The sequence below is a fragment of the Paenibacillus sp. TY11 genome (assembly GCF_059772165.1).
The window spans coordinates 65,814-86,904 of the sequence record NZ_JCBAIQ010000021.1 but is presented as its reverse complement, the minus strand read 5'-3'; the positions used below and the strand labels follow the sequence as shown (position 1 = coordinate 86,904).

The following is a 21,091-nucleotide window of genomic DNA, read 5'->3' as shown; positions in this document are numbered from 1 at the left end:
CATAAATGAAGGGGAAGGCAAGGAAAGTAGCTATTGTCGGCGCGGGAATGGTCGGTTCGAGCTGTGCCTACTCAATGGTCAATCAGTCCATTTGTGACGAAATCATGATGATTGACCGCACGTATGATCGGGCTTTGGCCCATGCACTGGATCTGTCCCACTGTATGGATTTTACGTCCACACGCACCAAGGTACGTGCAGGCACGTATGCAGACTGCACGGACATGGACGTTGTGATTATAACGGCTGGAGCCAACCCGAAGCCGGGTCAAGACCGCCTGTCTGTACTGGACGACGCAGTGCTTATCACCAGAGAAATTGTAACATCCATTATGGAGGGTGGCTTCGACGGTATTTTCGTCATTGCCGCTAATCCTGTCGACATTGTAACTTATCTGGTGCAAAGTATATCCGGTCTACCGCGCAACAAGGTCATCGGCACAGGCACCTCTATTGACTCGTCCCGACTCAAGACGTTGCTTTCCGAGGTATTTTCCATAGACCCACGCAGCGTACAGGGGTATGCCCTTGGCGAGCATGGCGAATCCCAATTCGTCGCCTGGTCACACGTCACGATTGGCGGCAAGCCGCTTTTGCACATTTTGCGTCAGCATAAGGAACGATTCAGCCACGTCGATCTAGATGACATTGCCCGTAAAACAAGGGATGCAGGCTGGGAGATCTACACCCGCAAAGGTGCCACTTATTTTGGTATTGCCAATGCGCTGGCGTACATTACCCGTTCCATTTTGAATGACGATGGTAAAATTATAGCGGTTTCTGCCGTATTGGACGGAGAGTACGGGCACACCGATGTCTGCACGGGCGTTCCGGCGATCATCGGCAGCAGAGGAATTCAGGAGGTTATCGAGCTGGAGCTAAGCCCTGAAGAGCAAGCTAAGTTTGATGCCTCTTGCCGCCTTATCAGCAATAATATTCGTGCCATTTCAGGCTTAGTGTAAGAAACGTGCATTACGCCGGATTGAGCTGTAATATTTCTCCTTCAATCCGGTGTAATGTATCTCATAAATTTCACTTTCTCCAATAAACGGTATCCTTTTTAAAATTGCAGAGTGACCATAATATTAAACCTGTGATTAATAGCCTCAATGCTTACATTCCCCTCGTATTTCTCCGTAATCTTTCGAATGTTAGTTAACCCGTTTCCATGAAAATCGGGCTGTTGTTTTTTCGTATGCAAGCTACAGGTGAAATCCTTCATCATGTTAATAACATTGATAAATAGTGTATGATTATTAGAAAAAATAATAATCTCTATGCTCTTATTACCTATCTGATCTGATAATTTTGCTGCTTCAACTGCATTGTCCAGTATATTTCCCAACACGACACAGAGATCATATCTCTCAACTTTCAAATTGACATCCAGAAGATTAATTTTATATTTTACCTGTATTCCGCTATCCTGTGCAATATTTAATGTATTACTTACCAGTGCATCAATAACCAGATTTCCAGTACTTACTCTATGATACGAAGTATCTATTTTGTCCAGAGTTAGATTGATATATCCTAAGGCCTCGTGTAATCTTCCCTCCTCGATACATCTAACTATAAACAGGAGATGGTTATTCGTATCGTGTATAATCCGCTTGATGTTTTTAAATGAATTGGCGGTCTTCTCATAAGTTGTGTCCTGGTACTCCATTTGTCTTAGCAATTGTACATTTTCTTCGATCAATCTAAACTTTTCGATTATGTTATAAAATAGATAGATAACTAATAAATTAATGATCAATAAACCAATAACAGAGAATAGACAATAATTATTTGTACTGCAATAAAAAATTAATGTGTTGTATGGATTCTTTCTTAAAGAACACAGAAAAAATCCAATTAAAACAAAGCAAAGAGTTTATTCAAAAAAAGGAGGCTGAAAGAGGGTATATATCGGGTACCCATATTTCGGGAGATTCCATAGACATACTCTATGATTTTGTTAAAAAGAATCCTATGGATAGAGTCAGAGAAATACGACGCTACAATTTAAAGACAGGTGCCGAGGAGGCTGTCATTCCCTTAAGTTATCGCTCCAATAAAGAAATGGTTCGTTTCTTTGGTACAAACTAGCTACTGAGTTACACATTCTCTTCAAAGCGAGGTGTTCATATGATTTATTTAGTTTTTCACCAGCTGAATCCACTTTTTCCCACTCTGCTCATCTGTCCTCTAGTCGCTATTATAATTGGGGTTATTTGTTCAATTCTTCATTTGAGGGTTCTGCTGGCTGTAGGGATCGCTCTTTTACTTCCTCTCCTGTTTATAACAACAAGTATAGCCACCTTCAAATCCAACTTGGACGCATGGGCGTTATACGGTATTATGTATGCCCTGATTACCTATGCTTCATTTAGAATAACCTCTCGAGCTAGAGGTTGAAACAGCTCCATATCCCTTTCTAAGATAAGTGATCCGTAAGAATGAAAAGATTAAAGCAGATGGAGGTGAGCCCCATCTAACAGAAAGCTAACCTCCTACATCTGCCCTATATCTCTCTATAACGAAATACCGTCAGACCCGCAATTGCAAACACGACAAAGCTACCCAGCACAACCGTCAACAGTGTATCAACTGGCACCATGAACGCCCCAAAGTTGTCTCTTCCACTGGGCATCATCGCCAATAAAGGCTGTGTCCATGGATAGTACGGACCGTAGGTCTGAGAATTAGCGACCAAAATATTCGGCACGGTGAAAACGAAATTCAACGCAAGCGGTGCAGCAAAGCTGGACCACAGAAAAGACACCATAAGCTGCAGGGCAGCCAGCGGCAGACAGGCAACCCAGCCCGCGAGCAGACTTTGAGCGATCACTGCCCAAGGAATCGGTCCGTTCATATCCTGCACAGCTCCAACACCCAGCAGCGCCCCTCCAAACAGTAGCTGGGTCAATCCGACCAAGGCCATAATGATCGTCAGCTTGGCCGCGTACAGACTGGTGCGGGACAATGGCAATGACATCAGTTGCTTCCAACCGCCGCCCCCATGCTCGAATCGGCAGACAAGAGATGCAAACACGGCGGTCAGCATCGGCATGAACAGCAGCGCATGAACTGTAAGCATGGCAGACAACAACACCTGCCAGTTCCCTCCCGGGTTCGCCAGCAAGCCAATCAGGACGGCAATCGCCGGACTGACGAGCGCGAGCAGCCAGACGGGCGATTTGGCCATTTTCATACGTTCGACAGAAAGCAGCCGTACATATCCTCCGAACATTACGCCACATCCTTTCGGCTAAAATGGGCCGCTGTCAGCAGGCTGAGAAGCACACCCGTTCCGCACCCGACGGACGCAAACATCCACGCTTGAGGTGCAATCCATGCGAATTGCGGCCAAGCCAGTGGAAACCATTCAGACAGCTGTGAAGCAAACAAGCTGCCAATGCCTAACGTAATGCCCAGTGTTACAGGCAGCGCCTGATTATGGAACGTGACCGTTAGCCACAACAACAATACGAGCATAGGCAGCGTGCCACCTAAAGGCCAAAACCCAAGCCGTAGTAATTCTCCAATCGGCGCCGGCTCTCCCCCGAAACCGAGTAGCATGCCCAGTCCCCACGTTCCGGCCGTCAGGAGTACACAGGACACACACAGCATCCAGATCGCCAGCGTCAGCTTGGCCATATAGACGCTGAATTTGGAAATCGGCAAGGCCAGTAGCTGCTTCCAGGAATTAGACGTATGCTCCACATTCGCCAACATGGAAGCGACCATGGTGGCTCCTAGCACCAGCGCAAGGGGGACAAACATAGCGATGTTATCCATCAAGGATTCCCACAAATGGCCCTTGTATCGCGGAATCAGATAGTCATAGCGGAGTCCAAAGTTCAGTCCCTGCATCGCCACTAGCCCAAGGGGACCGAGAAACACCAAGAACCAGATTCCCTTTCTGCGCGCTTTGAGCAGATCCGCAGTCAGCGCCCGCAGCATCATAGAGAAGCCCCTCCTTTGCCCACCACCTGCATGAACATATCCTCCAGCGATTTGCGACGTTCCTCCACACGGTATACGGCATGCGTATTTTCGACCAATCTTCTGACCAGCAGCGCAACAGCCGCATCATTCATGTTTTCAAAATCCAGCGCCGCCCCGTCCTTCACCGAATGGTAGCCCTGTTCACGTGCAATCAATTGGGCTGCTTCCGGTTCCGACACTACGATCCGAATCCCCCCCGCAGATTCCTGACGGAGATTATGAATCGTATTTTGAAAGACCAGCTCTCCTTCACGGATAATGCCCACGGTATTCGCCATATGCTCCACCTCGCTCAACAGATGGCTGGATACCAGCACAGTAATTCCCCGTTCCTTAGGCATCGCCTGAATCAATGTGCGCATTTCCTGGATACCCTCCGGGTCCAAGCCATTTGTAGGCTCATCCAAGATAAGTACTTCGGGATTCCCGAGCAGGGCTGCTGCAATACCAAGTCTCTGCTTCATACCCAGCGAGTAGCCTTTGACCGGACGTTTGGCATGCTTGGTCAGCCGAACAACCTCCAATACTTCCGCAATGTTCTGTTTGGGCACGTTCAAAATACGGCGAATGGCCTCCAGATTTTCGATGGCGTTCAAATGACCGTAATACGAAGGATACTCCACCAACGAGCCGACTTTACGCAAAATATCGAGCTTATGTCTGCGAATATCTTTGCCAAATATACGGATCGTTCCTCGAGTTGGGCGAATGAGTCCAAGCAGCATGCGGATCGTTGTCGTTTTTCCCGCTCCATTTGGACCGAGAAATCCGTAAATATCTCCCCGCCCTATTTTCAGGTCCAGCTGGTTAACCGCCGCGCGGCCTTTGTATATTTTGCTGAGACTGTTCGTTTCAATAATGTATTCGTTCAAGTTCCTCACCTCGACACCTATCGTAACGTGCCAAGTTTAAAGCCAAGGGAACTCTGAGTTTAAGTTTTGTTTAAAAAACGGATTCGGGTCCCGGCTGATGAACTGTCAATATGTCTCTCCAGATTCATTTCGCGAGCCAGCAATTCTGTAATCGCCAAGCCAATCCCGGCTCCTTTTTCACTGGGCTGTTGCTCCATTCCTGGCCCTTTATCTGCGATGACCAATGCCTCTGTCCCGTTATCTTTCTGTACTTGAATACCGATATATCGGCCTGAAGCAGCATGGCGAACTACATTTTGAAAGAGATTATCCAGCAGACGGCGGAAGCCTTGCTCATCGACCTTCCACACCATACTATGCTCGGGCAGGTCGATATCCACTTCAAAACCTTCCTTTTCCCACATCGGATACCAGCTTGCCGCGCACTCCCTTACTAGCCGCAGGATATCACGCGGTTCGTTATTCAATGTGTATTTGCCACTGGACAGCAGATTATAGGTGAGCAGATTGTCGATGAGACTCCCAAGGTCTTTTAGCTTGTTTTCCATCAATGTAATCGACTCCTTCCCTCTGCTGCTCAGATTTTCCGCATTCAGTGTATACAGATGGCTACGCACGACCGTAAGCGGCGTCCGAATATCGTGTGACAGATCCGCGACCAGTCTCTTCCGCAGCTCTTCCTCCTGACGCTCACGTCCCCGACTCTCTGCCAACTGCTCAACCATCTGATTAAACGCTTCCTCCAGCTTGCCAATTTCATCCGGGCGTCCGGTGGTAACGAGAATGGGTAATCCATCCTCTCCTCGCTGCGACATGGCGGCCTGAAGCTGCAACAGTCTACGACGAATGCCTCCAAAAAACAGAAGAGATACGAATATAAAAGCTGCCAGAACCAATACAATAAAAAAGAGGTAGTACATCAACATGCTACTATCTGTAGGCGGCTGTTCAAAGAACGAACGGGGCACTTTTAACACCATATAGCCCTGATTCACATCATTCTTGCCCCCGCCAATAAAGGCTACTACCGTAAACGGTCCCTCATAGCTTGCTTGCTTCATAAAAGCTATAGCCTGCGCAGCGTTCCATTGTTTTGGCATGTTAGGTTGTGTCGGTAGCTCCAACCTTGTTTTACCTGCGGTATCCACCCAAAATATTTGTGAGTTAGGGAACATATTTTGTTGTATTTTGCGCAGATGGGCTGAGATTTGCTCTGGTGTGGCTCCCTTCAAAGCTACAGCTTCGCGATGCCAGCTATTTTCGGTATGGCTAGCAGAGGGATAGGAAGCGTTTTTAGGCTTGAACTCCGCCCCCCAATTCAATAACACGCTATATATCAAGGCTGTAACAGGCAACACAATGGGCAACAGCATCATAGCAACCACAATAATGACCAAATAACGGAACAACAGTGAACTGCGAAACCGACCTCCCTGACCCGGCCTAAAGCTGGGGTGCAGCCTCCTCCAATCCTTGCGCTTCCTGCTCATTATGCTTTCACCCGATAGCCTACCCCACGGATCGTCTCAATGATGCGGGGGGCCGCAGGATCAATCTCCAGCTTTTCGCGCAAGTGCCGGATGTGGACCATTAAAGTTTTGTCTCCGTCGATATATGGATCACCCCATACAGCTTCATACATTTGCTCCTTCGTCATAATCTGGCCCAAATGCCGCAGCAAATAAGCAAAAATATGATATTGCTTGCCTGTCAGCGTAATTTCCTCCCCGGTATCACGGTTCACAATACGGTTATCAGGAGAGAACACGGAGAGATGCCCCAGTTGTAAGGATTCTTCGGGTACGGTTCCTGATCGGCGCAGCAAAATCTCCATACGCGCTATGAGCTCGTCCGGGTGAAAGGGCTTTGTCACATAATCGTCGGCGAAATCCAGTCCTTGCAGCTTATCGTCAATGGATGTACGGGCGGACAACATAAGAATCGGAAGCTCCGGATACTCCTTCTTAAGCCGCTTCCCAATGGTGAATCCATCCAAACCGGGTAACATCACATCCAAAATCACGAGTTGGCACGTACGGGCTGCTTCCACAGCCCCATCCCCACTGCGAAGCCATACTACAGCGTAATTTCGTTCTTCCAAATACTGATGCGTCCAAGCACCAATATCCTGGTCATCTTCGATGTATAACACATTTGTTTTCATCATGGGCACCTACTTATCGTTTTTCTTTTATGTAATGGGCATTATAGCATTTATGGTACATAACCCACTCAAAAAGGTTAATAACTACCTTATACGACATACGCTTCACAATTTCAAATTCTAATGTTCGTGAAAAAGGAGGCCTAGCTGATGCTGCTGGAAGCGATATACCATCACCCGAAACGCAATTGGGCTTTTGGTTATGACGATGAAACGATATTTCTACGGCTACGTGCGAAGAAGAATGACCTGAGTACCGTTCACGCTCTTACTGGAGATAAATACGACTGGGATCGCACCCGACAGCTTGTTCCGATGTCCAAATTTGCCACCGATAGCAGGTTTGATTACTACGAATGCACCATAAAGCCTACTCACCGTCGGCTGAAATATGGATTTTTGCTGGAAGACGGCGAGGAACGTATTTGGATGAACGAGGATGACTTTACCACCAAGGAACCTCAAAACCCAGACAGTCTGTTCCAATACCCGTTTTTAAATCCGATTGATATTCTTAAGCCACCTGCATGGGTGAAGGATGCCGTGTTTTATCAGATTTTCCCGGAACGCTTTGCGAACGGTGACCCCTCCATTAGCCCGGAAGGTGTAGAGGCCTGGGGTGGCACACCTCGAAGAGACAATTTTTTCGGTGGTGATCTGCAAGGCATTCTAGATCATCTGGATCACCTGAACGAGTTGGGAATTAACGCCATTTATATGACTCCTGTCTTCAAGGCGACGACGAATCATAAATACGATACCGAGGATTATATGGAGGTGGACCCGCATTTCGGGGACAAGAAGACGTTAAAAAAATTGGTGGAAGCCTGCCACGACCGGGGAATCCGGGTACTGCTCGATGCGGTGTTCAACCATTCGGGGCGTACCTTCAAACCGTTCGTTGATGTGCTGGAAAAGGGCGAAGCCTCGCCTTACAAAGACTGGTTCCACGTACATAGCTTTCCGCTGGAAGTAGTCGATGATATACCAACCTACGATACATTCGGGCTGGAACCGATGATGCCCAAGCTGAACACCGAACATCCTGAGGTGAAAAGGTACCTGCTGGATGTGGCAAAGCATTGGATTGAAGAGATCGGCATCGACGGTTGGCGGCTGGATGTTGCAGACGAGGTGGATCACGCCTTTTGGCGGGAATTCCGCACGACGGTCAAGCAGGCCAACCCGGATGCGTACATTTTGGGTGAAATGTGGAATGAATCGTCTGAATGGCTTCAGGGGGACCAATTCGATGCAACGATGAATTATCCGTTCACCTACGCGGTAAATGATTTTTTCGTCAAAAAAGTGACCGATGCCCAAAGCTTTGCCTTCGCCATCGGACGACAGCTGGCCCGCTATCCACAGCAGGCATCTGAGGTTGCCTTCAATCTGCTGGATAGCCACGACACACCGCGCCTGCTGACACTGTGCGGGGATGATAAGCGGCTGATGCGGCTGGCCGCTTTGTTCCAGTTCACGTACATAGGCGCGCCCTGCATCTATTACGGCGATGAGATCGGCCTGGATGGAGATGCCGATCCGGGCTGCCGCAAGTGCATGGAGTGGGACACCGACAAGCAGGACCGTGAGCTGTTCGACTTTTACCGTGAGCTGATTGCGCTTCGTAAGGCACATTCGGCCCTCCGTGATCAGGGAAGTATCACTTTCCTGGAGGCACAGCCAGAGGGCACTTCACTTGCCTACGAGCGCCGCAGCGAGGAAGAGGTGCTGCTCGTGCTGCTCAACCGTTCCGATGAGGATCACGTTTTTGAACTGGATATTCCTGAGCAGGAATGGCAATTAGCCTTTGGCGAAAGCCAGTGTTCCACAGGAGCGAAGGGGTTGCATGCCGAGCTTCCACCCTATGGATACGCTGTGCTGAAGGCAACGCCTGCTCGGTCAGTGAAGCCTGCGAAAGAAGGCGACGGCAAGACGAGAAGAAAGGCATAAGCCTCTGTAGGCGAATGCTGATGAAAAGCGCCTACGGAATACGGCAAAAAAAGCGAAACCACCGGGAACAAGTTAGATCGTATGTACGAGCTTTTTTCGGTCAATATATTAAAGGTAAACAGCAGCCGCTTCTGAATGGCATCTCACCTGAATATCCCGTAGTAGCGTTCGATCCAAACTATACAAAAAAGAAATGATCCTTTCGCAGAAATATGAAGAATACCGTACGAAAACACGATAATTCACACAAAAAGTGAATATTTCCACTCACGCAAAAAACCGCTTCAAGGAGATACCTTTGAAGCGGTTTTTGAGCGAAACTGAGCCAGTACAGCAAGCAGTCTACGCAGGTAGCGTCTGTGTTTTCAATTGCACGTACAACTGGTGCGTCACCTGAGACCGCAGATATCATCTGAGTAAGGCGCATGAACGGGTTTTAACAAGTAATCCAGTGCTTGCAGCTCGAACACTTCAATAGCATACTCCGAGTCCGCAGTCACAAAGACGATATGAATATGGGAGTCCAACTGTTGAATCCACTCGGCGGCCTCCAGGCCGTTCATCTCCGGCATTCCGACTGCCTTGAGGAGTAGTTAGATAGCTAAGAAGATTATCAACAGCCGTGTTCATCTTAATATGAGAACATTTTTTGCATAAATAAGCGCGATGTTGCAGATGGTAGGGATATGCCGAAGCATACACACCTTACCCGAACGGGACGGAAGCGGAGGAACATAGATGAAGCGAATATTTACCTTGTGGCTATGCGTTGCGGTTATGGGGATGTTGGCAGTTACTGGGGAACCCGCATTGGCTTCTCAGACTGTTGACGGACAGCCTTATCATTTTGGGTTTAAAAAAAGTAAGGGAGGCGAGCTGCCTTCCATTGCACAAGAAGGCTTTATGCACCTGATCGAAAGACAGGGTGGCATCTTTCTGGGGGATACGACTAAAAAAGAATTATTTCTCACTTTCGACAATGGCTATGAGAATGGATATACCCCCAAGGTGTTGGATGTATTGAAGGCCAAGAAGGTTCCGGCCGCCTTCTTTGTGACCGGGCATTTTGTAAAAGACCAGCCAGCTTTGATGCGCCGGATGGCGAGTGAGGGCCATATTATCGGAAACCATTCATGGAGCCATCCTGATATGAGTACCATTTCTTCGGCAGAGATCCGGTCTGAGCTGGATCGGGTACGAAATGCATCGGCAGAGCTAACCGGGCAAAAAGAAATGAAATATGTCCGACCGCCTCGCGGCATTTTTAGTGAAAAAGCATTGGCTTCCTGTCGAGAAGCCGGATATACGAGCGTATTCTGGTCTGTGGCTTACAAAGACTGGGACACGAATATTCAGCAAGGAACAGACTATGCCTATCGTCAAGTCATGGGTCAGCTCCACCCTGGAGCGGTCATTCTGCTCCATTCCGTATCCAAGGACAATGCCGAGGCGCTTGGTTCTATCATCGACGAGGCACGCAAGCAAGGGTATGAGTTTAAAAGTCTAGACAACCTTAAGGTTAAGCATTATCACTAAGCGGTAAAGCCCCCTAAAGTAAACATTGAAAAATTCGTGAGGACCTGATGGCACTTTAGGGGATGTGTTTTTATTACTTCGCCATTCTTGTTGTAATAAACTTAAGAAAACGGACATGGATTTAGAACTCGGCATACAAGTTGTATATGAAATTATTTACTCCGTGGCAAGGGGAATTCAAAAATATCCTCTAAATGAACTTCATATTCAACTGCGAGAATGCCTATTCTAAGCTTAACTTGTACACCCTGGCTTCATAAGGGCGCAGCTTCAACTCAAGCAGATTTTCCCCTTGTATCGGCTCGTAGTTGGACAGAAGCAGCTCGGTATTGGCGACAGGAAGGTCCTCTTCCTCGGGCCAATGGAACACCGGATCACGGTCAAAGAAATTCAAAATAACCAGCAGATGCTCTTGTCCTAGCATGCGAGTGAACACATACAGCTCCGTATCGAGCGGCAACAGTAGCTTGTATTCGCCATAGACCATAACCTCATGTTGTTTACGCAGAGCAATCAACTTACGATAATAGTGGAAAATTGAGTCCGGATTATTTCTTTCTGCCTCCGCATTAATGTGCGTGTAGTTATCGTTAATTTTCATCCACGGCTCTCCATCGGTAAATCCGGCCGCAGGACCAGCATTCCACTGCATGGGAGTGCGCGCATTATCCCGGCTTTTTCGCCAGATCGCCGCCATAATCTGTTCTTCCGGTTCACCTATCTTCCGTTGTTGCTCATAATAATTCAACGTTTCCACATCCCGGTAATCATCAATTGACGGGAATGCGATATTCGTCATGCCAATTTCCTCACCCTGATAAATATAAGGCGTACCCTCTAGCATATGCGTAAAGGTTGCCAGCATTTTGGCCGATTCCACACGATATTGTCCATCATTCGCAAATCGCGAGAGAGCCCGTGGCTGATCATGATTGCTCAGATAATTGGCATTCCATCCTTCCTGATGAAGCACTGTCTGCCAGCTGCTCATAATTTTTTTCAGCTCCACCAGTGTCCACGGCTTGGATTTCCATTTTTCCGTTCCTGGCCCTTGTGCATCAATAAACATGTGTTCAAACTGAAAAACCATATCCAGCTCATGCCGCTGGTCTCCCACATAATCAAGCGCCTGTTCCGGTCCTAAACCGGACGTTTCACCGACCGTCATTAAGGGGTAACGCTCCAGCACTTTCTCATTCAGCATTCGCAGAAGCACATGTACCTGTTCCAGATTGGAAAAGAGCTGATAGGCCCGCATCAAGGTTCGTTTGTCGGGATTATCAGCATCCGGCAATCCTTCGGCTTTGACAATATGGGCAATGGCGTCAAAGCGAAAGCCATCGATTCCCTTTTTCAACCACCATTCTACCATGCGATAAAGTTCGGCCACCATCTCTTCATTTTCCCAGTTCAGATCCGGCTGATGCTCGGAATACAGATGCATGTAATATTCGTCTGTTAGCTTGTCATATTTCCATACAGAACCTGAAAAATACGATTCCCAGTTGTTCGGATATCCGCCATTTTTGCCTGTTCGCCATATGTAGTAGTCCCGCTTCGGATTATCCTTGGACGAGCGCGACTCTGTAAACCACGGATGCTCATCCGATGTATGGTTTAATACCAAATCCATCATAATTTTGATGCCTCGTTCATGTGCCTTATGAAGGAGTTCATCAAAATCCTCCATCGTTCCAAACTCATCCATAATGGCATAATAATCGCTAATATCATATCCGTTATCGTGATTGGGCGATTTATACACCGGGCAAATCCAGATCACATCAATACCCAGCTCACACAGATAATCCAGCCTGGACAAAATGCCTCGCAAGTCCCCTTTTCCGTCTCCGTCAGAATCCTGAAAACTGATCGGGTAAATCTGATATACAACAGCTTCCTTCCACCATATTTTTTTAAGCATGTTTCCCTCCTGTAGCTTCTCTATACATCCAAGCTTATGCTCTTAAGATACACGGAATACCTGTATGCGAATCGTTGGTGAAGGGGAATAAGAGGCTTGTAAGCTTGTTTCGACGCATTAGCAGAGCCGCTATAACCTGCGGAGGATTTTTCAAAAAAATATTTTGTAAAACAGGTTGTATAAGTGGATCTGGCGTTACCTATATTTATGAACTGCCCATATACATGAACCAAAGGCGGTGCCATTCTTGAATAAAAGGAGGAATTGATATGAACCATCGACCCAAGGAGCCCAAGGATTTGATTGTGGAATCTGCTGTGATCCCGCCCAATATCCATGTGGATGTGGAGTCAGCCACTGAGGGGGGAACACGCCGCCTGATGCTTAGCGATAACCCGGAGACGCTTACCCATGTGACTGTACCTACCGAGCAAGCCACCCTATGGCATGACGTGGTTCGAGCCACAACCCGGACGGTCAAGCATCGCATTTTCGGCTGGCATTATAACAAAATTGGCAACCCTGTCAAACTGGGCATCACCGTAGAGAACAAAAGCGCTGCTGGTCTGGAAGTACGTCATATTAAACGTGCTCTTAAGATTGTACCTGAGGATGGCAACTGGATTATAGATGTCGGGCAATCCATTGCCAAAAGCTGTTTGGCGGGTACGATGGAACGTCTGAAGCCAGCAGACCGTCATAAATTCGGCAAAGGCACCGCCCTGCTGGAGGAATTTGAGCTGCCCGAAGGATCGCTGGCCGGATTCATCTATGACCTCACAGTAGAATTTGCTGAAGGCCACGGTACACTGGATTATGTGATTCGCACCGTGGTCAGCAAGGATACGCACACCGATCTGCGCCAGATTCATACGGATGCGCTTCCTCCCGTACCTCCACCACAGGCGCATCCACGAGGGGTGTGGTCCTTTTCCGAAACGAATGCGCGGATGCCAAAGTACGTGGTGGGGCAGAGCGCCAACTATCGGGCGTGTGCCACCAAAAAGCTGAACGGCGAGACTCCTGCCGATCTGCTGTTTACCGGGGCACGCAGCGAGCTGGGGCCTGCGCTTGATAATCGCGGACAATTCGGAACCATATACAACGCGACGATTCCCATCGTTAATGACAGTGACGAGGTACGTATCGTACGAATCTACGCGAATCCACGTGGGGGCGCGTTCGCCGGATCTGTACGCGTAGATGATCGTGTATATGGTATCCCTTTGCTACGAGATAATACCAAGGTATGCCGATTGGCTGATATCAGCGTCCCTCCCGGCAAGTCCAGCTATTCTCTCAGCTTCATGGTTGCAGGTAGCGCAACCACACCGCTGGGTCTATACGTTATCACACTATAGCCATGCTCACGATGACTGGATGAGCGAACGTGGGGCCAAAATTTTCACAGGATATGGTCTGCTCTATAGTAAATGGAGCTGTCCCAAAGCTGGTTTTAAACTTTATTGGACAGTCACGCTTCGTCATTAGTATAAAAAAGCGCGAGTGCAAGGGTTATTCCCCCCTGTAGCTCGCGCTTTTTGGTTCATGCTCACCCATTTGAGCAGGTTATGGTCAAGCGAAGGCACGTATTCCTCTTCGCCGCCATACCCGGCATCGGTGATGACCATACCCGGTTTGTGTCAGAATAAATATCGCTCTATTTGAACCGCTGGACCTGCCTCGAAGGCATAATGGTCAACTCTGGAATATTGACATGCTCCGGCTGCTCTAGTGCATAAAGGGCAGCTTCTGCAACATCATCGGGATGCAGCGGCAAAACGCTCGAAGCAAACGCCCGAATTTCCTGCTCGGGATATCCGGCCACCTGCGAAAATTCCGTCGCCACCGCCCCGGGGTGAATCGCAGTTACACGAATTCCTTGCGTACTGGTCTCCAAACGCAATGCAGAGGCTATGGCGCTAACGCCGTACTTGGTAGCGCTGTATAGTCCTCCTCCGGCAACCACTTCCTTCGCTGCAATAGAGGAGACAATGACAACATCCCCCTTGGCCTGTTCCCTCATTGGCTGAAGTCCGTACTTCAGTGTCAGGACAAGACCGTGCACATTCGTCTTGTAAAGCTCCTCCCATCTTTCCAGTTCCACTTCTGCCAGTGGGCTTCGATACCCGAAGCCGGCATTGGCAACGATAATGTCAAGCCGCCCCCAGCGTTCAAGAATGGCGTGGACCGCCTGCTGTACGTCTTCAGCTTTTTGGATATCGGCAGGTATTGCCATGACCTCGTACAATTCCTCTTGGTGCAAGTCGCGAACCAATTCATCCAATCGCTCCTGACGGCGTGCCAATACAGCTACATACGCGCCTCGCTTTGCCAGTTTTTTTGCAATCGATGCCCCAATGCCGCTGCTTGCGCCTGTTACCAAAGCTACTTTCCCGGCCAGGTTTTCCTTCGCTTTCCAGGATAATTTCAACTCATCCAATATCATGTTAAACCCTCCCCAAGCTTATTTGGTTAAAAGCACGCGATGAACACCCTGGCTGCCTCCAGGAGCTGTACCTATATATAAATATCCGTCATGGTTTACAGCCGTGGTTACCCCATAAAGCGAGCCTTCAGGATCATGCCAGCTTCCGATGAGTTTACCCTGCGGATTAAGCTCCACAGCAAGCCCATGCTTCACAGGTGCGCTTGCACCGCTGAGCAGCGATTGAGGCAATTTGGCCATCATTCCAGCCAGCCACGGGCTTCCATGCATCTGATCTACAAAGGGAATACGTGTCGTGAAGAGACCGACCCAGAAACGGCCTTGATCATCACGCGTAATGTTATCCGGAAAACCGGCGAGATTATCCGCAAAAATATCTGAGGTCCCCTTCTTCGGCCCTTTGAGCCAGTATCGGGTCAATTGGTAGTGATACGACTCTGCCACAAGCACAAAATCTTCGTCCGCAGACAAGGCAACCCCGTTCGCAAAATAAAGGCCTTCCAACAGAACTGTCGTCTGCTTGGTCGCCGGATCATATTTCAGCAAACGTCCATGCGGCTTGTTCTCAGCGATTTCTTTGAAGACTACACTGCCATAATTGGAGGTGTCAGAAAAATAAATGGTACCATCTTTGGCAATATCCAGCTCGTTGGCCAAATAGATCGGTGTGCCGTCGACTTGATTGGCCAACACCGTCACGTTTCCGGAAGGTTCTACCGACAGCAGCCCCTTCTTAACATCCGTAACGATCAGATTTCCACTTGCGTCAAACATAAGTCCATTGGGCGTTCCTTTGGTATCTGCATATAGCTGGGCCTTTTGCGGATTGCCCTTTGTATCAAAGGCAACCTTATAAATTTTCCCGTCGGAGTCTCCCGTATATAAATTTCCTTCCTTGTCAAAGGTGATAAATTCCGGAAACTTAGGGGCATCTGTAACAAGCTCTGCGGAGCTGAGTTTGTTGTTTTGTTGCCATGGACCCGCTTGTTCAAAAGAGGGGGCCGAAGGTGCAAGCCATTTTGCAGGCTGGACAGGGGAAGGGATGAGCATAAAAATAACCACTCCCAGAAGGATTACCGCCAGCAGCGATAATCCGGTTCTGCGTACCCATTTACGCGGTTTCTTATTCTTTCTTCCTTGAGAATCTTTGACAGATAAATCAGGTTTACTGGGCATTAGAGTGCCTCCTATGTGATGTGAATAATATTTATATTTGAACGACGATTTTACCGAAATACTGTTTTCCTTCAGCCAAAAGTGCGAAGGCTTCGCCGATTCGGCTGAGCGGGAATACCCGGTCGATGACAGGATGTAAACGATGGCGAGAAATGGCACGATTCATGTTTTCGAAATGTTCCCGGTTACCGACTTGGCTGCCGCGAATCGTCGCAGCCTTCTGCAAAATGCTGGTGACATCGAACTCAGGAATGGTCAAGCCCGATAAGAATCCGACCATGCTCACAGTCCCTCCGGTACGAAGTGCATTGATGGATTGCGCCATTGTTGCCGCTCCCCCTACATCCAGGACATGGTCGACTCCGCCGCCTGTCAGCTCCAGAGCCACCTTATCCCACTCGGGAACTTGCGAATAGTTGATTGTCTGCCATGCGCCGAGAGCCTTTGCCCGTTCCAGCTTGTCATTGCTGCTCGATGTGATAATTACCCGTGCTCCCGCCATCAGAGAGAATTGAAGCCCAAAGATGGAAACACCGCCTGTTCCTTGCAAGAGCACCGTATCCCCCGCTCGCAGCCCGCCGGATTCCATCAGCATGCTCCATGCGGTTAATGCCGCAATCGGCAAGGTGGAAGCCTCCTCCCAAGAAAGGTGATCCGGAATGGCGACGACCCCTTCTTCATGCAGAACGATATATTCAGCCGCCACTCCACTGAGCGGGCCTCCCAGACTGTCCTTTAAGACCTCCGCTCTGGTGCTCCCGCCAATGAATTTCTGTTGTAAATTTGCCGCTACCCTTTGTCCAACCTGAAATTTTGTCACCCCTTCGCCCACAGCTACAATTTCACCCGCTCCATCGGATAACGGAATGAAGGGAAATTGAATGCCGATCGGCATTACTCCGTTGATAATTACCAAATCCCGGTAATTTAGGGATGCTGCCCTTATGCGGATCAGAACTTCCAGCCGTCCCGGCACCGGTATGTCAAGTTCCGTCAAGGTTAACTCTTCAAAGCCAAAACCGTTTTTCAGTTGCACTGCTTTCATTTTGGTTGTCCTCCCTGTAATGTTAAACTTTTCACCTAGTATGGATACGGCGTATTACGCAAGAAACAATGTTTCTTATATAATACACTGTATCCAATTGTCTTCAAGACGTCAATCTTTACTTTAAAAATAAAAACGGTCGTAAACTGCTTCCGGGCTTTTAACATTCCTTACCAAGTAAAATTGGAGACTGGGTGGCTTCGCTTGTCTAGAACTTGCTCAGGTGGGCAAGCATGACCAAAAAACGCGAGTTGCAGGGGGGAAATAACCTCTGCACTCGCGTTTTTTTTACATTAATGGTGATATAAGCGCTGTCCAATAGAATTGGAATTTGCTTATGCGATAGCCTTATTTAAGCTCCAATTTTTATAAACTACGTCTACTTAAATTTGTTCCTGACTATATTACGCTACTAAGCATAAAATTGGGGGGCGGACCGGGCTCCGGCTTGCCAAACAAATAACCCTGGGCCAGTGGCACACCTGCTTCACGACAAAATTCAAAATCCTCCATCTGCTCTACGCCTTCAGCCAACACTTGGCCGCCAAAACGATAAGCTGATTCCACAATCCCTGTAATTTGCCGCTTCTGTTCACTGTTACAATGACATCCGTCAATTATACTGCGGTCAATTTTAACATAATCCGGCTGGAGGCAATTCATAAGCTCTGTTGTAGAATAACCTGCCCCCACATCGTCCAATGCCACCGAAACTCCTCGTTTGCGATATTGTTCAAAGATATGATGTAAAAAATTAAGGTCGTCTATTTCTTCCGTCTCTACGACCTCAAACACAAAATCCTCCGTATTCATGGATAACCGATTAATCGTCTCAAAGGTATGATTCAAGCAATAAGCCGGATTATAAATGGTTGAAGGGAGAAAGTTAATAAAGCGTTTAATTCCCGCTGGAAGGCATGTTGCACTTTTTTCAATAGCGGAAATACGAGCCGAGCGATCCAGATGAGCATGCAAGCCAGCTTCACGGGCGATTTCAAACAGTCGGAAAGGCTGAAAAGGCCTCTCTGCATGTGACGGACGCAGCAAAAACTCAAACCCGATAATGTTCAGCTTGTGGTCAACAATAGGCTGCATATGGCTGGAAAAACTTTGATCCTTAATAATCCTCACGAGATCCGGATGTTGCAGTCTGGCTTGCAGTTGGCTAAATAAAAGCCAGTCTTCATATCCTTCGATATGATGCAGGCGAGTCACTGCAACTTCCATATGGTTCAAACATTCCTGCGGCAGACGAGCCAGTCCATTAACCAGCCGTTCCAGCTCTGAACGGCTCTCATAGCGAAACATTATGCCGCCCTCACGCCATTGTTCCTGCTTCATTTGTTCCGATAGCATACCCAAGCCATTTAATGCTGGAGTAAGCGACACCCTGGAATGCCTGATTTTTAGCAATCCTTGATCCTTAATAGGTAATATGATGCTGCAATTGCTGCAAGTCATAATGGTCCTCCTCGGAACAATTTTCCGATTTTTTCACCATTATATCACAGATAACTAGAACAAAAGCACTATATAATTACGTGTTTTTACAAAAAATAAGCTTTTTCTCAGCTATAACTTAGGACTTAAGTGTTATTCGACAAAAATAAAGCCTTCTACACCCATGATAAATTCGGGACTGTTATCCTTAGAATCAAAAAGCAGCAAGTCTCTTGGATAAGGAGACTTGCTGCTCAATTCTGATATTCAGTGGAATCAGAACTCCGAGTTTATTTGGACGCCTTTGGCTTCGTTGTTTTAGCTGGTTTAGCAGCCGCAGGTTTGGTCGTTTTAGCAGCTGGCTTCGCTGTTGCTTTTGCAGGAACCACAGCTTCCTTTACAGGAGTCGTTGCTGCACTAGGCTTCACGCCAGCTTTTAAGCTGTATTTGGCAAAGCCATCTGCCGCGCTGCTCAAGAATGAAATTTGTTGATTTCCGGCAAGCACCTCTTTGGCATCAGGTGAAGACTCGAAAGTAACCTTTGCCTGACCAAAAGGAGCAATAGACCAGTTGCCATCTGCCGATGGATTAATCGTTCCGTTTGTACGGATATAATCAACAACGACTTGACGGCTTTCATCCGGCGCTGCCATCACAATTCGTTTGCCATCTGGGTTGGCCAGTTTGGATGAGGAAGCACGATAGTTATTGGTCGCTACGATAAATTTCTGTGCAGGATCAATAGCTTTCCCGTTGTATTGCAAATCCTTGATACGATGGGCTGAAGAATCAATAATAGTTCCCTTGGCATCATATCGTGCAGGCTGAGTTACATCAATCTGGTAATTCACTCCGTCAATGACATCAAAATTGTAGGTCGGGAAATCTTTGTTGATCAGCGATTGTTCCTCTGTTTTGTTTGGATCAATGCGGTTAAACTGACCCGCAGACCACTCCAGCCATTCCTGAATTTCAGCCCCTGTAACTTCTACAGCATGCACCGTGTTCGGGTACACATACAGGTCGGACACGTTTTTAATCGCTACCGTACCTTCAGGAATGTTGGTGTAATACTCAGCTCCGTTTCGACCGCCGGCCTTGAATGGAGCGCCTGCCGACAATACGGGAAGCTTTTCGTATTCGGTTCCTTTAAGATGGTTTTGAACATACCATTTCTGTGCATTCGCCACAATCTGGATGGACGGGTCGTCCTGCACTAATGCAAAATAGCTGGTAATCGGTGCAGTCGTTGTTCCTACAGGTTGACGAATATAATCCAGCGTTCCTTTATGCTCTTCCTTGATTGCATCTGTCAGTTTAAAGTCAGGAGTAAACTGCAAAGCCTGATTTGTGGTATTCACAACCGGACGCACTTCAGACTGGGAATTAGTTACGTTCCACACGCGGTTTTTCTTTTCCAGGCTCAGGTCAATAATACCCAGCTCCTTGCCCCATGAGGAAGCTTCCACAGCCGGTACACCATTAATGGTTCCTTTATCCAGGTCTACACCCTTCATTTCTTTAAAATCAGGGCCGGGGAAAGATTTATGAGCATGCCCAAACAGAATAGCGTTAATCCCGTCCACCTGGCTCAAATATTTAACGGCATTCTCCATCATTGGCGTTTGTGGTACATCCTCATAACCTGTATGCGCAAGCACGACAATAATGTCAGCACCTTCCGTTTTCATTTGAGGAATAAACTTTTTCGCCGTTTCCACAATATCCTTCGTAACGACCTTATCCTTTAAATTGGTTTCATCCCACTGCATAATTTGAGGTGTGACCAAGCCGATTACGCCCACTCTAAGCGAGTGCTCTTCGCCCTTCTCGTCCGTTACTGTTTTATCAAGAATTTGATAAGGGGTAAAATAATTTTTAGTAGCTTGCCCCCCCTTATCAACATAAACATTCGCATTTACGTAAGGAAAATCGGCTCCCTTGAGCGATTTCTCCAGAAAGTCGAGGCCGTAGTTGAATTCGTGGTTGCCCACTGTCGCCGCATCATAGCCCATCAAGTTCATCATCTTGTAGACCGGATGGACACCGCCTTCTTTCTCGAAGGTTTTGTTTCTGGCCATATAATCGCCTAATGGATTGCCCTGCAACAAATCACCGTTATCGAACAGCATGCTGTTTCTCGTTTCACTACGCGCCTGTTGGATCAAACTGGCAGTGCTAATCAGGCCATATTCGTTGGTTTCTTTGTCCGAATAGTAATCGTAGTTCATCAGCGACGCGTGAATATCCGTTGTTTCCATGATTCGCAAATTCACTGTAGCGCTATCGCGAGAATTGCTAGCTGCCCAGGTTGGAGCGGCTGAAAACACCATCATGCTACAAGCTACAACTGCTGCTGTAAACCCTTTAAACCAATTTTTACGAAATAACAAAATATACCCCTCCTCATTAAGGTGTATGCTTCATATACATACTTTTGCACATATATGTAAGCTTTGAACCCACCATTTCTATTTTAATCCAACGCCGGACAAAAGAGTAGTCATTTACTTAAATTATTTATGAAAAAATAATTAGT

Annotated in this window: 16 protein-coding genes and 1 pseudogene; 4 read left to right on the top strand and 13 right to left on the bottom strand. The window is 47.6% G+C overall.

What is annotated here, in order from left to right; genetic code table 11:
* The first annotated feature begins 5 nt into the window (after window positions 1-5).
* Window positions 6-962, top strand: a complete 957-nt coding sequence (locus AC6EJC_RS21070; RefSeq protein WP_444955650.1) for an L-lactate dehydrogenase — start codon at window positions 6-8, stop codon at window positions 960-962.
* Window positions 963-1,060: 98 nt separating this feature from the next.
* Here AC6EJC_RS21070 and AC6EJC_RS21065 read toward each other — a convergent pair whose 3' ends face one another.
* The 6 genes from AC6EJC_RS21065 to AC6EJC_RS21040 form a co-directional block, all read right to left on the bottom strand.
* Window positions 1,061-1,702 (bottom strand): sensor histidine kinase, encoded by a 642-nt coding sequence (locus tag AC6EJC_RS21065; protein ID WP_444955649.1) that lies wholly within the window; start codon window positions 1,700-1,702, stop codon window positions 1,061-1,063.
* A gap of 804 nt (window positions 1,703-2,506) precedes the next feature.
* The gene (locus AC6EJC_RS21060; RefSeq protein ID WP_444955648.1) at window positions 2,507-3,235 is read right to left on the bottom strand and encodes an ABC transporter permease; all 729 of its coding nucleotides are present in this window, start codon (window positions 3,233-3,235) and stop codon (window positions 2,507-2,509) included.
* Window positions 3,235-3,951, bottom strand: coding sequence for an ABC transporter permease (locus AC6EJC_RS21055; RefSeq protein WP_444955647.1), 717 nt, complete (start codon window positions 3,949-3,951; stop codon window positions 3,235-3,237). The genes AC6EJC_RS21060 and AC6EJC_RS21055 overlap by 1 nt, the downstream gene beginning before the upstream one ends.
* The gene (locus tag AC6EJC_RS21050; protein WP_444955646.1) at window positions 3,948-4,865 is read right to left on the bottom strand and encodes an ABC transporter ATP-binding protein; all 918 of its coding nucleotides are present in this window, start codon (window positions 4,863-4,865) and stop codon (window positions 3,948-3,950) included. The genes AC6EJC_RS21055 and AC6EJC_RS21050 overlap by 4 nt, the downstream gene beginning before the upstream one ends.
* A 59-nt stretch (window positions 4,866-4,924) precedes the next feature.
* On the bottom strand, window positions 4,925-6,355 hold the full coding sequence (locus AC6EJC_RS21045) for a sensor histidine kinase (protein WP_444955645.1): 1,431 nt from the start codon (window positions 6,353-6,355) through the stop codon (window positions 4,925-4,927).
* Window positions 6,355-7,029, bottom strand: coding sequence for a response regulator transcription factor (locus tag AC6EJC_RS21040; RefSeq protein ID WP_444955673.1), 675 nt, complete (start codon window positions 7,027-7,029; stop codon window positions 6,355-6,357). Before AC6EJC_RS21040 ends, AC6EJC_RS21045 begins: the two co-directional genes overlap by 1 nt.
* A gap of 150 nt (window positions 7,030-7,179) precedes the next feature.
* On the opposite strand from AC6EJC_RS21040, the gene AC6EJC_RS21035 reads away from it, so the two are divergent.
* Window positions 7,180-8,982, top strand: a complete 1,803-nt coding sequence (locus tag AC6EJC_RS21035) for an alpha-glycosidase (RefSeq protein WP_444955644.1) — start codon at window positions 7,180-7,182, stop codon at window positions 8,980-8,982.
* 422 nt (window positions 8,983-9,404) lie between these two features.
* On the opposite strand, the pseudogene AC6EJC_RS21030 reads toward AC6EJC_RS21035, so the two are convergent.
* Window positions 9,405-9,560 (bottom strand): annotated as a pseudogene (locus tag AC6EJC_RS21030) (LytR/AlgR family response regulator transcription factor); the annotation flags it as partial.
* Between the two features lie 160 nt (window positions 9,561-9,720).
* On the opposite strand from AC6EJC_RS21030, the gene pdaA reads away from it, so the two are divergent.
* On the top strand, window positions 9,721-10,518 hold the full coding sequence (gene pdaA, locus AC6EJC_RS21025) for a delta-lactam-biosynthetic de-N-acetylase (protein ID WP_444955643.1): 798 nt from the start codon (window positions 9,721-9,723) through the stop codon (window positions 10,516-10,518).
* A gap of 223 nt (window positions 10,519-10,741) precedes the next feature.
* Here pdaA and AC6EJC_RS21020 read toward each other — a convergent pair whose 3' ends face one another.
* Window positions 10,742-12,442, bottom strand: coding sequence for a glycoside hydrolase family 13 protein (locus AC6EJC_RS21020; protein ID WP_444955642.1), 1,701 nt, complete (start codon window positions 12,440-12,442; stop codon window positions 10,742-10,744).
* A 269-nt stretch (window positions 12,443-12,711) separates the two neighbouring features.
* Between AC6EJC_RS21020 and AC6EJC_RS21015 the strand changes: the two genes are divergently transcribed.
* Complete coding sequence (locus tag AC6EJC_RS21015; RefSeq protein WP_444955641.1) at window positions 12,712-13,803, top strand: hypothetical protein; 1,092 nt, start codon at window positions 12,712-12,714, stop codon at window positions 13,801-13,803.
* A 299-nt stretch (window positions 13,804-14,102) separates the two neighbouring features.
* On the opposite strand, the gene AC6EJC_RS21010 is transcribed toward AC6EJC_RS21015, so the two are convergent.
* From AC6EJC_RS21010 to AC6EJC_RS20990, 5 genes are all read right to left on the bottom strand, one after another.
* On the bottom strand, window positions 14,103-14,891 hold the full coding sequence (locus tag AC6EJC_RS21010) for an SDR family oxidoreductase (protein WP_444955640.1): 789 nt from the start codon (window positions 14,889-14,891) through the stop codon (window positions 14,103-14,105).
* 18 nt (window positions 14,892-14,909) lie between these two features.
* Entirely contained in the window at window positions 14,910-16,067 is a 1,158-nt protein-coding gene (locus AC6EJC_RS21005; RefSeq protein WP_444955639.1) for an SMP-30/gluconolactonase/LRE family protein, read from the bottom strand.
* 31 nt (window positions 16,068-16,098) lie between these two features.
* Window positions 16,099-17,112 (bottom strand): zinc-dependent alcohol dehydrogenase family protein, encoded by a 1,014-nt coding sequence (locus tag AC6EJC_RS21000; protein WP_444955638.1) that lies wholly within the window; start codon window positions 17,110-17,112, stop codon window positions 16,099-16,101.
* Between the two features lie 399 nt (window positions 17,113-17,511).
* Window positions 17,512-18,573, bottom strand: a complete 1,062-nt coding sequence (locus tag AC6EJC_RS20995; RefSeq protein ID WP_444955637.1) for an EAL domain-containing protein — start codon at window positions 18,571-18,573, stop codon at window positions 17,512-17,514.
* 269 nt (window positions 18,574-18,842) lie between these two features.
* A complete protein-coding gene (locus AC6EJC_RS20990; RefSeq protein ID WP_444955636.1) occupies window positions 18,843-20,945 on the bottom strand; it encodes a bifunctional 2',3'-cyclic-nucleotide 2'-phosphodiesterase/3'-nucleotidase in 2,103 nt (700 codons plus the stop codon).
* Between the last annotated feature and the right edge of the window lie 146 nt (window positions 20,946-21,091).

Excerpts from the sequence above, each read along its gene's own strand:
- AC6EJC_RS21000 (WP_444955638.1), bottom strand. The coding sequence starts at position 17,112 with ATGAAAGCAGTGCAACTGAAAAACGGTTTTGGCTTTGAAGAGTTAACC.
- pdaA (WP_444955643.1), top strand. The coding sequence starts at position 9,721 with ATGAAGCGAATATTTACCTTGTGGCTATGCGTTGCGGTTATGGGGATG.
- AC6EJC_RS20995 (WP_444955637.1), bottom strand. The coding sequence starts at position 18,573 with ATGACTTGCAGCAATTGCAGCATCATATTACCTATTAAGGATCAAGGA.
- AC6EJC_RS21035 (WP_444955644.1), top strand. The coding sequence starts at position 7,180 with ATGCTGCTGGAAGCGATATACCATCACCCGAAACGCAATTGGGCTTTT.
- AC6EJC_RS21015 (WP_444955641.1), top strand. The coding sequence starts at position 12,712 with ATGAACCATCGACCCAAGGAGCCCAAGGATTTGATTGTGGAATCTGCT.
- AC6EJC_RS21070 (WP_444955650.1), top strand. The coding sequence starts at position 6 with ATGAAGGGGAAGGCAAGGAAAGTAGCTATTGTCGGCGCGGGAATGGTC.
- AC6EJC_RS21010 (WP_444955640.1), bottom strand. The coding sequence starts at position 14,891 with ATGATATTGGATGAGTTGAAATTATCCTGGAAAGCGAAGGAAAACCTG.
- AC6EJC_RS21045 (WP_444955645.1), bottom strand. The coding sequence starts at position 6,355 with ATGAGCAGGAAGCGCAAGGATTGGAGGAGGCTGCACCCCAGCTTTAGG.
- AC6EJC_RS21005 (WP_444955639.1), bottom strand. The coding sequence starts at position 16,067 with ATGCCCAGTAAACCTGATTTATCTGTCAAAGATTCTCAAGGAAGAAAG.
- AC6EJC_RS21040 (WP_444955673.1), bottom strand. The coding sequence starts at position 7,029 with ATGAAAACAAATGTGTTATACATCGAAGATGACCAGGATATTGGTGCT.
- AC6EJC_RS21055 (WP_444955647.1), bottom strand. The coding sequence starts at position 3,951 with ATGATGCTGCGGGCGCTGACTGCGGATCTGCTCAAAGCGCGCAGAAAG.
- AC6EJC_RS21020 (WP_444955642.1), bottom strand. The coding sequence starts at position 12,442 with ATGCTTAAAAAAATATGGTGGAAGGAAGCTGTTGTATATCAGATTTAC.
- AC6EJC_RS21060 (WP_444955648.1), bottom strand. The coding sequence starts at position 3,235 with ATGTTCGGAGGATATGTACGGCTGCTTTCTGTCGAACGTATGAAAATG.